The sequence below is a fragment of the Corallococcus sp. CA047B genome, from assembly GCF_003612065.1.
Taxonomy (GTDB): domain Bacteria; phylum Myxococcota; class Myxococcia; order Myxococcales; family Myxococcaceae; genus Corallococcus; species Corallococcus praedator.
The window spans coordinates 1-10,968 of sequence record NZ_RAWD01000315.1 but is presented as its reverse complement, the minus strand read 5'-3'; the positions used below and the strand labels follow the sequence as shown (position 1 = coordinate 10,968).

Genomic DNA, 10,968 nt, shown 5'->3' with positions numbered 1-10,968 from the left:
GTCACGCTCAAGGGGAGGTCTCCTGGAGGGGATGGGGGATGCCATCCTACCTGGGATGCCGCCCCGTGTTAAGGGTCCCCGGACGGATCCAGGTCGTGCTTCCGCAGAAGTTTCCGAAGGTAGACACGGTCGATGTCCGCCTCGCGGGCCGCCCGGGAGATGTTGCCCTCGCAGCGCTCGATGAGGTTCTTCAGGTAGTCGCGCTCGAAGACCTCGATGAGGTGCTCCTTGGCTTCCTTGAAGGGCAGGTCCAGGTCCGCCCCCTTGCGCTGCCCGTCCTGGGGCACCTCCAGGTCGGGGAGGGACTCCTCGCCCAGGTTCACCACCTGCTCCACCACGTTGCGCAGCTCGCGCACGTTGCCGGGCCAGGGGTACTGGAGGAGCAGCGCGCGGGTCTGGTCGGACAGGGCGCTGGGCTGCCGGCCCATCTGCTTGAGCATCGCGTCGATGAGCAGCGGGATGTCGTCCGGGCGCTCGCGCAGCGCGGGCAGCGTGACGCGCAGCACGGCGAGCCGGTGGAAGAGGTCGCGGCGGAACTTCCCCTGCTGGACGGCCTGCTCCAGGTTCACGTGCGAGGCGGCCACCACGCGCATGTTCACCGTGAAGTAGTCGTTGCCGCCCACGCGCTTCACCTGCCGGCGCTCCAGCACGCGCAACAGGCGCGGCTGCAATTCCAGGGGCAGCTCGCCAATCTCATCCAGGAAGACGGTGCCGTTCTGGGCGCGCTCGAAGGCGCCGGCGCGGTCCGCCTGGGCGCCGGTGAAGGCGCCCTTCACGTGGCCGAAGAGCTCGGATTCGATGAGCGTGGAGGGCACGCCCGCCAGGTCCACGATGACGAAGGGGCCCTTGGCGCGCGGGCTCTGCTGGTGGATGGCCTCCGCGCACAGGTCCTTGCCGGTGCCCGTCTCGCCGTGGATGAGCACGTCCGCGCCGCCGGGCGCCAGCCGCTCCAGCAGCGTGAAGGCCTCGCGCATCTTGCGGCTGTTGCCCACCAGCGCGCCGAAGTGGTCCTTCGAGGAGAGCGTCACCGAGCGGTCGCGCGTGTCCTCCGGCACCAGCTTCAGTTCGGTGGTGCCCAGGGTGAAGACGCTGCCCGGGCGCAGCTCCATGGCGCTGAAGCGCAGGCCCTCCACGAAGGAGCCGTTGTGGGAGCCCAGGTCCGTGGCGAGCACATGCTCGTCGTGCACCTCCAGCTTCAGGTGCTGCCGGGAGACGGCCTTGTCGGACAGGATGATGTCGCACGTGGGGGCCTTGCCCAGCACGTACGTACCCTGCTTGAGCGCGTGCGACTTGCCGGCGTCCGCGCCGGACAGGATCCGCAGCACCATCCGCACCTGACCCGACCGGCCCCGCTGAAGCGTGGCGGTGGCATCCAGGAGCGCCTCGTCCTCGTCTGGCGGCAGCGACACGCGGCGGACGCTACCACGGCTCGCCGGGGCTGCCACCCGCGCGTGCGCGCCGTTACCGCCGCTTCGGGCGGAGCGGCTTGCGGGCAGGCGGGGGCGTGCGCTCGGCCGGCAGGGACTTCAGCCACGAGTCCACCTCCCCCACCCGCTGCTCCATGCCCGCCTCGGTGAAGCGTCCCCGGGCGCGCGTGGCCTCGCCCCGGGCCTCGGGCGGACGGCCCGTCTGGTACAGCGCGCGCGCCAGCGCGAAGCCCGACTCCGCCAGCGCATCCGCGGGCGCGGACGCGAAGGACACCGCCTGCTGGAGGGGCTCCACCGAATCACGCGCCCGGCCCAGGCCCAGCAGCGCCTGCCCCACCCCGTCATAGGAGGGCTGGAGGGCCTCGTCGTCCGCGGGCAGCGCCTTGCGCTTGAGCGCCAGGGCCTGCTCGTAGGTCTTCAGGGCGTCGTCGTAGCGCTTCATCCCGAGCTGGCACATGCCCACCTCGTCCAGCGCCTCCGCGTACCGGGGGCTGTCCGCGCCGTGGAGCGCCTTGTAGAGGTCCGCCGTCGCCTGGGCGTGGGGCAGCGCGAGGGCGTCCTGCTTCAGCTCGCGCAGGGCCAGGGACAGCAGGCCATGCCGGCGCGCCATGTCCGGGTGGAGCGGGCCCACCGCCGCCTCGGTCTGCTTCAGCGACTCCTCCAACAGCGGCAGGGCCTCTTGCGGCTTGCCCGCCGCGAGCGTCATCCGGCCCATGAGGAAGAGCGTCCGCGCGCGCTTGGGGTGCTGCGCCGGCAGGGCCTTCTCATAGAGGGCGCGCGCCTCCGAAAGCCGCGTGAGGGCTTCGTCCAGGCGATCCTGGGACGCGGCGAGGTTGGCCTGGTTCACCTTCACGTCGGCCTCCAGCACCGGCTCCCCGCCCAGCCGCCGCAGGGTGGCCTCCGCCAGCTGGCCCCAGTTCGCCGCCGGGTCGAAGTGCTTCTGCCCGTCCTCCACATAGAGCAGCTTGTTGAGGATGGAGACCTTCAGCCGGTCCGCCCGGCCCGCCTCCGCGTCGAACACGGCGCGCGACAGGAGCTGGGAGGCCACGGGTGAATCCCCCGTCTGCTCGCGCAGCCAGCCCTGGTGGAAGCGCAGCTCCGCGCGCAGCGGCAGGAAGCCTGTCGCCTCCACGCGCGCCTCCAGGGGCGTTACCGCCGCGAGCGCCGCGGGGTAGCGGCCCGCGTCCACCTGCGCGCGGACCTCCGACAGCTTTCCCTCCAGCCGCTCAATCTCCTCGCGCAGGGCGGGGTCGGAGGGCCGGCGCTGCTGTTCCGCGAGCGAGCCCACGTCCTCGCAGTCGTGCAGCGCGGGCAGCGCGTGCGCCACGTCCACGGACTTCTCCACCACCGCGGCGTCCGCGCCGGCCAGCAGGTCCACCGTGGCCCGCAGGTCCTGGCGGCGCCGCTCCAGGCACACCACCTGCCGGTCGAACTGGTCCTCCGGAACGACGCCCTGCACGCGCGTCTGTTCGCACGCCTGGACGCGCTGCTGCTTCCAGGCGCCCGCGTAGGTCTCCAGCACCTGCACCGTGCGGAAGGCCATCGCTTCCGCGAAGGGCTTGCCGGTGGCGCGGAAGGCGGACTCCAGCCGCGCCCTCGCATCCGCCGTCCAGACGTCGTCCATCAGGGCCCCGGCGTCCGCGCACACCTGTGACTGCTGCCACGCCACGCCCGACGCCACCGCCAGCGTGGCGGCCATCGCGCCCGTCGCCGACATCCAGCGCTTGCGCTGGCCCAGACGCTGCTCCTGGGAGAGCGCGTCCAGCAGGGTCCGCATGGACGGGAAGCGCGCGTCCGCGTCCAGCGACAGGCCGCGCAGCACCGCCTGCCGCACCCACGCGGGCACCTTCACGTCGCGCGGCGGCTCGCGGATGAGCACGGGCGGCGGCGCGCTGGGGCCCCTGGCCGTCAGGGGCGCGGTGCCTCCCAGTGACTGCGTGCCTTCCGCCTCCACGCCCCGGCTGGAGGACGCGTACGCCTTCAGGCTGCCCGGGTCGAAGGGGCGCGCGCCGAAGAGGGCCCCGTAGAGCGCGGCGCAGAAGCTGAACTGGTCCGTGCGCGCGTCCAGCGTCGTGCCCCGGAACTGCTCCGGGGACATGTAGTTGGGCGTGCCCACGAGGAGGCCCGCTTCGGTGAGCGTGGTCTCCAGCATCCGGCGGTCCGCCGACTGGAGAACCTCCGCCTCCTCCGGGGTCGTCGCCGCTTCCGGCGCGTCCCCCACCTGCCGCGCCAGGCCGAAGTCCGTCACGTAGACGCGGCCCGCGCGGCTCACCAGCACGTTGGCGGGCTTGAAGTCGCGGTGCACGAGCCCCGCGTCGTGCGCGGCCTGAAGTCCCCGGCCGGCCTGGAGGTAGAACTCCAGCACTTCGCTCCAGGAGCGCTTGGACTCCTTCAGCCAGGTGCCCAGCGTGCCGCCGTCCACAAGCTCCATCGCGACGAAAACCTGGTCGCCCCAGATGCCCACGTCGAAGACGGGGATGACGTTGGGATGGGAGACGCGCGCCATGGCCTGCGCTTCACGCATCAGCCGGGAGCGCGCCTCTTCGGATTCGCGCTGGTGGTTCGGGTGCAGCAGCTTGAGCGCCACCTTGCGGTCCAGGTCCGGATCATAGGCGGCGTACACCACGCCCATGCCGCCCTGTCCCAGCTTGCGCAACAGCAGGTAGCGGCCCACCTGCGGAACCGGAGGCACGTCCTCGGGGGCGCGCGGAGTACCTCCGGTTCCCGTGCCCCGCCCCGTCCCACGGCCCGTTCCCACGCCCGAGCGCGCGGAGTCCGAAGCACCCGTGCCAGTTCCGCCCCTGCCGGTGTCGTTCTTTTTCATCGGTGGTGCACCCGGGGCCGGATTCTACCCCTGGCCGTCATCCGTCCCGCATCTTCTCCCGCGTTGCGTCATCCCGCCCGCCTGCCTGGTGACAGCGGTCATCAGCGTCCCAAGCGCTGTCATCAGGGCCTGCGGTGGATGTGGGAGACAAACCCCTGGAAACAGGAACGGACGGGGGGCGCCCGGGGCTGGCACGTCCGACGCAATGGGTCCCTGCAACGGAGCACTCGCAGTCCCCCCTTCTGGAGCGCCCATGGCCCTCGCACCTGTCTCCCGCAAGCCCCTCGCCCCCGTCACACCGCCCGCCATCACGGAGAAGGCCGCTCCCCAGAAGGGCGCCAGCACGCCGGTGGAGGCGAAGAAGCCGGCCGTCGTGGGCGACGCCTTCGAGGTGAAGAAGGCCGCGACGGGCCCGGTGCTGGGCGAGGCCGCGAACGCGCCCGCCATCGCGGGCCTGCGGATGGGGCTGGCCGCCGCCGGGAAGGCCGTCGCGAAGCCGGCCGTGGAAGGACCTCCGCCCGAGCGTCAGACGGTGTCCGGCGAGGACAAGGCGAAGCAGGCGGTGGACCTGAAGAACGTGGCCGAGCGCCGCACCGAGACGGTGGATGCGCAGACGTCGCTGCGTGAGAAGACCACGCAGGAGGCCGACAAGCTCTTCGCCATGGCGGACGGCAAGGAGCCCGTGCCCGCGGGCAGCAACATCCAGCGCGTGTCCGAGTCCGAGGTGGAGCTCACCCGCGTCAACGACAAGAAGGAGGTCGTGGAGCGCTCGGTGGCGACGAAGAAGGACGGCGCGGTGACGATGGACAGCGCCACCTACGAGGACGGCACCAACAAGCGCGACCGCCTGGAGATGAAGGCGGACGGCGGCACGCTGGTGGAGCGCGCCGAGTGGAAGGGCGACAAGAACGAGACCGCGGACCTCAAGTCCTTCGGTGACATCTCCAAGACGCGCGACCGGGGCCTCACGTACACGCGCAACGAGGTGTCCACGGAGAAGAACAAGGACGGCGACCGGCTCATCACGAACGAGTACACGCAGGCCGACGGCGGCGCGACGAGCAGCCGGACCTCCTTCTACCAGCAGAAGGGCGGCGGCTCGATCGACAACAAGCTCAAGGGCCCGTTCGACTTCAAGAAGCCGGTGGACCGCGCGGACACCTACAGCTACTCGATTCCGCCCCCGGGCGAGGACGGCAAGCAGGGCGACGTGCAGTACAGCCGCGTGCAGGACTTCTCCCAGGACAACGTGAAGGCGACGTCCTACGTGGACCGCACGCTGGATGGCCACACGCACCTGGCCGGCAAGGAGCCACACACGATTGAGGACCTGCACACGGTCCGCGACGAGTACGGCAAGGGCGGCGGGGAGAACTGGGACGCGGACAAGGCAGGCGAGGGCCGCCCGCCGAAGCGCTGGACGGTAGATTTACAGAAGGGCCCGGACCGGCTGGACTCGCAGACCTTCATCGAGGGCTACCCGGACGCCACCATCAAGACGGAGAGGACGCGCGAGGGCAGCACCGTGAAGGAGAAGTACGAGGGCAAGACCTTCGAGAAGGAGGACTCCTCCAAGCGCGTGCCGGTCAACGGCGAGTCATCCACCACCTTTGGCCAGGACGGCTCGGTGGAGAAGATGGACTCCAGGAGCCGCGAGGCGGATGGCTCCGACCTGGAGCAGCACTACAACAGCAGCCGCAAGGCGACGAACGCGGGGCTGGAGCTGCAGGAGTCGCTGGAGACGAAGCGCACGAAGGACAACAAGACGGAGTCGTCCCTCAAGGAGGACACGTCGCTCCTGTCCAGTGAAGGCGCGCAGCTCGTCAACTCGCGCACCACGGTGACGGACGCGGAGGGCCGCAAGGGCGTGCACGAGGTCGGCAAGGACGGAGAGAAGATGCAGTTGTCCGGCCCGGAAGGCCGCGACATGCGCGACGTCTCCAACCCGGATGACTTCAAGGACGACGCGTTCGGAAAGGTGCTGCTGGAGCAGGCGAGCATCTCCACCGCGAGCACGGTGAACCAGTACGCGAACAGCGGCGGCGCGCAGGCGCTCAACGTCCTCAAGGGCCTGAGCCAGGACGCGGGCAGGCTGCCCGAGAAGGCCACCGCCATCCTGGGCAAGGACACGCTCTCCAAGGGCCTGAACGCGGCGCAGGGCGGCGCGAGCGCGCTGGGCGGCGTGGCGGGCGTGGTGGCGGGCGGCATGTCGCTGGCGCGGGGCATCCGCGAGAACAACATGCCGGACATCGTGAAGGGCGTGACGGACACGGCCAACGGCGCGCTGAACCTCTACACGGGCGGCCAGGCGTTCACGGAGGCCATCAAGGGCTTCAAGAACGCGGGCGCGCTCACCACCACGGCCCCCGCGGCGAAGGCCATGCCGTGGGCGAAGACGCTGGCGAACCCGAAGGTGGGTGGGGCCGTCACGAGCGTGGTGCTGGACTCGGTGAAGGGCATGGGCGGCATCGGCAAGGTGGCCGGCGCGACGGCGAGCGCCGGGAGCAAGGCGCTCTCCGCCCTCAAGGGCATGGGCGGCGCGGCCAACGTGCTGGGCGCGGTGGGCGGCACGGTGGGTGGCGTGTTCGACATCGTCAACGGCGCGAAGGTCAACGACGGGGCGCAGATCGCCAAGGGCGCCGTCGGCATCGCGGGCAGCCTCGGTGGCGCGGTGGCCGTGGGCGCGATTGGCGGCCCGCTGGGCATGGCGGTGGGCGCGGGCATCGGTCTGCTGACCTTCGGCATCGGGAAGATCATGGACGCCATCAGCGACAAGCCGCACAAGATCTCCGAGCTGCAGATCGACTGAGCCGCCGGAGTCTTGACGGAGGCGTCAGCCCACGGCGCCCACGTGGGGACGCAGCAGGTCCTCGGAGACCGTCCAGAGGCGCTGGGCGAACGCGGCATCGTCCAGCAGCGGGTGTCCCTGGGCCACCTTGCAGTCCTTCCAGTAGCCCCCCGTGCATTGCTCCACCAGGGGGTTCGCCGCGAGGAACGTCTGGGTCGCCGCACCCTGCTCCACGGTCTTCATGAACCGCCGGGCCACCGGGAGGATCCAGGTGAAGGGAAAGCCCAGGCTCCGTTGCAGGTGCGTGCCCCCCACCGCGCCCGGATGGAGCGAGTTCGCGAGGATGCCCCGACCCTTGAGCCGGCGCGACAGCTCCTGGGCGAACAGCGCGTTGGCGAGCTTCGACTGGCCGTAGAACGTGAAGGGCTTGTAGCCGCGATGCCCGTCCAGGTTGTCGAACGCGATGCCCTCGCGCGGCGCCTGTTCGATGCTCGCGCTGCTGCTGACGACCACGATGCGGCCCTTGCGCTCCCGCACCCGGTCCACGAGGCGGTTGACGAGCAGGAAGTGCGACAGGTGGTTGACCAGGAATTGCAGCTCGACGCCGTAGCGCACCTCCAGCTTCGGAGGCGCCATGACGCCAGCGTTGGTGATGATCGCATCCAGCGGGCGGTCCAGCGCGCGGACCGTGCGCGCCGCGGCCTCGACCGAGTCCAGGTCCGCCAGGTCACAGGCGACGGGCGTCGTCGAACCTCCGACCCGTGCACAGGCCTCACGCGCCTGCTCCAGCGAACGCGCGAGCCCGATGACGTGCGCACCGTGGGAGACCAGGGCCCGCATCGTCTCCGCGCCGATGCCGGAATTGCACCCCGTGAGCAGGAAGGTGCGCCCCTTCAGGTCGAGCTCTTCGAGCACCTCGCTCGCCGTGGACCGGGCGCCAAAAGGAATGGGTGCGGTCATGGGCATGCGCCTTTCGTGCGGCAGGTGCTGTTGGAACGACCCGGGAGCGCGCTAGCGGACCCGGCGCAGCGGCGCGAACAGCATCCGCACCGCGACGGTGATGTGTTCGATGAAGCTCTCCCGCGACGTGCACGTGTGCTTCCAGCCGCGCGCCGTGGCGTGCAGGGTCCGCGCGAGCTGCGGCGCGGTGAGGCCGGCGGACGCATAGACGGCCATCAACGGTGAGTCGGTGAGCGCCCGGGCCACGGCCTTCTCGAACCGGGCCTCGTGCTCCGCCTTGAGCGTGCCGGTGAGCGAACCGCTCGTCTCGCTGAGGTCCGACGCATCCGCGCCCAGGTGCCCGACGTAGCGGCCCAGCCACTCGTCGAGCGCGGCCACCAGCCGGGCCTCCAGCGGCCGCCCCACTTCCGCCAACGCCGCGAGCGCCGCCTCCAGGTGGGTGCCGAGCGCGTACTCCACCGCCGCCCGGAACAGCTCCTCCTTGGTGGCGAAGTGCAGGTAGAGGCCCTGGCGGGACACGTCCGCCGCCCGGGCCACCTCCTCCATCGACGCCTTGCGATAGCCGAAGCGCGAGAACACCCCGAGCGACGCCTCCAGCAGCTTGCGACGCCGCGCGTCGTCAGCGCCCTTCGCGGGAGTCTTGGGGTCCACGGCCATGTGGACGAAATTGACAATATGAACTCACGTTGTCAACCCAGACCACATTGTCCAGTCCCGGGGTTGGAGCAGCCGGGCAGGCTCACTTCACGGTGAGGACCTGCGTGTCGGTGTTCTGGACACCCGTCCAGTCCGTCACGGTGAGGCTTACGCGGTAGGTGCCCTTCGCCGTGTAGCGGTGGGTCTGGAGCGCGGTGGGCCGGCCCCGACCCGTCACCTTCGCGGTGCCATCCCCGAAGTCCAGGCTCCAGGCGTCGTTGCCCGTGCCCGTCGTGGACTGGAAGCCCGTGCTGCCCGACAGGTCGAACGTCACCGTGAGCGGCGCCGTGCCTGTCGTCACCGACGGCTTCAGCCACGCCGCCGCCGTGGCGTGCGTGTAGCCGTGACTCCCCAGGGCCTGGAAGCCCGCCACGCTGGACGTCGAGGAGTCCACCCACCAGGGGCAGGTCCCGGTGGTGTGGAAGTACGACGCGACCTTGATCTCCGGATGGCGCTTGAACATCTCCAGCGCGTCCCGGAACCACTGGCCCTTGCGACCGGGTACGCCCGGGTCCTCCACGGAGCCCCACTCCGGCAGCATCACCGGCTTGCCCTTCGCGTTGCTCCAGGTGAGCACCGGCGCCACGGCCTCCTCCAGCGAGCGCCACGTCGCGCCCGCCGTGGGGTTGCAGCCGTTCCAGTTGTAGGCATCCGCGCCCACCCAATCCACGTAGCTGCTGCCCGGGTAGAACGCGTCCGCCGCGCCCGACTGGAAGCTGTAGGGCACGAGCGTCATCGAGTAGCTCACGTTCGTCACGCCCTGCTGGCGGAACACCGTCACCAGCCGCCGGAAGGCCGCCGCGTACTCCGCGGGGGTGCCGTGCGCCGTGCCCGCCATGTCCGGCTCGTGGTTGAAGATGAGGAACAGCGGCTTGCCCGTGCCCTTGAGCGCCAGCGCATGGGCCTTGAGCTGCGCGTCCTCCGCGCCGCTCGCGATGCGCGACCACGCGACGCCGCTGCCGTCCTGCCGCTTCGCCGTGATGGACAGCAGCGGGATGCGGCCGCGCTCCAGGTCCGCCAGCACGAACTTGCCAGGCTGGGGCTCGTCCCACACCGAATAGATGCGGTGCACGTCCATCTTGCGACCGGCCTGTCGCTCCAGGGCGTCCAGGGCCGCGGCGTGGTCCTCGGTGCCGCGCTTGCCCGCGAACGCGCCGAAGAGGACGCCCGACTCCGGCTCGAAGGTGACCGCCGCGTGGACCTCCCCGAGGCTGGCTTCGGCCGGGACCGCCTCCGGTCCACAGCCCGTGAGGCCCAGGGCCAGGGCGAGCCCCAGCCCTCCTCGGGGAAACAACGGCCTCCACGGCGCGGTGAAGGGACGGGACATGGGGGGCGCTCCAGGGGGAAGGATGGCGCCAGGGTGCCAGCCTGCCCCCTGCCGGTCCACGCTGGGCGCGGATTGTCCCGCACCCAGGCGACGCGCCGGTTGACGTGCGTCCCCGGCGCCCGTCTTATCCTGCCTCCCCTTGAGCAGGAGTGGTCGTGGCAGGAGCGCCGGTCGAACTGACCCCGGACAATTACGAGGACGTCACCCAGCGGGCCGGGGTGTGCGTGGTGGACTTCTGGGCCCCCTGGTGCGCGCCCTGCCGCGCGTTCGCGCCCATCTTCGCGGCGGCGGCCTCGCGGTTCCCGGACATCACCTTCGCCAAACTCGACACGGAGGCGCACGCGTCCCTCTCCGAGCCCCTGGACATCGACTCCATCCCCGCGCTCATCGCCTTCAAGGACGGGGTGGAGGTCCACCGCGTCACCGGTGCGCTGCCCGCCGCCGCCCTGGACGCACTGCTGGGCCGGCTGGAGGCGGTGGACGTGGAGGTGCTGAGGCGCCGCGCCGCGAACCGCAAGCGCACCGAGGCGGGCAAGCTCCCGGCGGGCGTCCCCAAGGGCGCGACGTGGGACGCGGATGAGGCGGAGTGGTCCTTCGGACCCAAGGACGCCAAGGGCCAGCAGCACGGCACGTGGAAGTTCTGGCGGGCCGACGGCACCCTCTGCAACGAATGCATCATGAAGCACGGCACGCCGCACGGCGTGTTCAAGCGCTTCCACGAGAGCGGCGAGGTGTCCCAGGAGGGCACCTTCGACAAGGGCACGCTGCACGGCCCGCGCACCTGGTTCGCGTCCGAGCACTTCACCACCGAGCGCATGCACGAGAACGGCGTGAGCGAGAAGGTGAAGAAGACCGTGATGCTCTACGACCAGGGCGAGGTGCGGCAGGTGATGCACTTCGACGGCACCGGGCAGCGCGTGGTGCCCACCACCGGCGAGCCCTACCC

The 10,968-nt window shown here is 70.9% G+C and carries 7 protein-coding genes; 2 read left to right on the top strand and 5 right to left on the bottom strand.

Annotation, left to right across the window (positions count from 1 at the left end; translation table 11 throughout):
• Positions 1-68: 68 nt before the first annotated feature.
• Both D7X74_RS33655 and D7X74_RS33650 read right to left on the bottom strand, forming a co-directional pair.
• Positions 69-1,328 carry a sigma 54-interacting transcriptional regulator gene (locus D7X74_RS33655; protein ID WP_370450833.1) on the bottom strand — a complete coding sequence of 420 codons (1,260 nt, stop codon included), beginning with the start codon at positions 1,326-1,328 and terminating at the stop codon, positions 69-71.
• 133 nt (positions 1,329-1,461) lie between these two features.
• Complete coding sequence (locus D7X74_RS33650) at positions 1,462-4,251, bottom strand: serine/threonine-protein kinase (RefSeq protein WP_120537099.1); 2,790 nt, start codon at positions 4,249-4,251, stop codon at positions 1,462-1,464.
• A gap of 253 nt (positions 4,252-4,504) precedes the next feature.
• On the opposite strand from D7X74_RS33650, the gene D7X74_RS33645 reads away from it, so the two are divergent.
• On the top strand, positions 4,505-7,060 hold the full coding sequence (locus D7X74_RS33645) for a hypothetical protein (protein WP_120537098.1): 2,556 nt from the start codon (positions 4,505-4,507) through the stop codon (positions 7,058-7,060).
• A gap of 24 nt (positions 7,061-7,084) precedes the next feature.
• Here the strand turns inward: D7X74_RS33645 and D7X74_RS33640 are convergent, their stop codons facing one another.
• From D7X74_RS33640 to D7X74_RS33630, 3 genes are all read right to left on the bottom strand, one after another.
• Entirely contained in the window at positions 7,085-7,999 is a 915-nt protein-coding gene (locus tag D7X74_RS33640) for an SDR family oxidoreductase (protein ID WP_199741954.1), read from the bottom strand.
• Positions 8,000-8,050: 51 nt separating this feature from the next.
• Entirely contained in the window at positions 8,051-8,656 is a 606-nt protein-coding gene (locus D7X74_RS33635; RefSeq protein WP_120537096.1) for a TetR/AcrR family transcriptional regulator, read from the bottom strand.
• Positions 8,657-8,738: 82 nt separating this feature from the next.
• The gene (locus tag D7X74_RS33630; protein ID WP_120537095.1) at positions 8,739-10,022 is read right to left on the bottom strand and encodes a PKD domain-containing protein; all 1,284 of its coding nucleotides are present in this window, start codon (positions 10,020-10,022) and stop codon (positions 8,739-8,741) included.
• Between the two features lie 155 nt (positions 10,023-10,177).
• On the opposite strand from D7X74_RS33630, the gene D7X74_RS33625 reads away from it, so the two are divergent.
• The coding region (locus tag D7X74_RS33625) for a thioredoxin domain-containing protein (protein ID WP_233602371.1) at positions 10,178-10,968 on the top strand (791 nt) is incomplete at its 3' end.

What these genes read in the sequence shown, in the direction of transcription:
- D7X74_RS33655 (WP_370450833.1), bottom strand. Translation starts at nt 1,328, where the DNA reads ATGGTGCTGCGGATCCTGTCCGGCGCGGACGCCGGCAAGTCGCACGCG.
- D7X74_RS33650 (WP_120537099.1), bottom strand. Translation starts at nt 4,251, where the DNA reads ATGAAAAAGAACGACACCGGCAGGGGCGGAACTGGCACGGGTGCTTCG.
- D7X74_RS33645 (WP_120537098.1), top strand. Translation starts at nt 4,505, where the DNA reads ATGGCCCTCGCACCTGTCTCCCGCAAGCCCCTCGCCCCCGTCACACCG.
- D7X74_RS33640 (WP_199741954.1), bottom strand. Translation starts at nt 7,999, where the DNA reads ATGACCGCACCCATTCCTTTTGGCGCCCGGTCCACGGCGAGCGAGGTG.
- D7X74_RS33635 (WP_120537096.1), bottom strand. Translation starts at nt 8,656, where the DNA reads ATGGCCGTGGACCCCAAGACTCCCGCGAAGGGCGCTGACGACGCGCGG.
- D7X74_RS33630 (WP_120537095.1), bottom strand. Translation starts at nt 10,022, where the DNA reads ATGTCCCGTCCCTTCACCGCGCCGTGGAGGCCGTTGTTTCCCCGAGGA.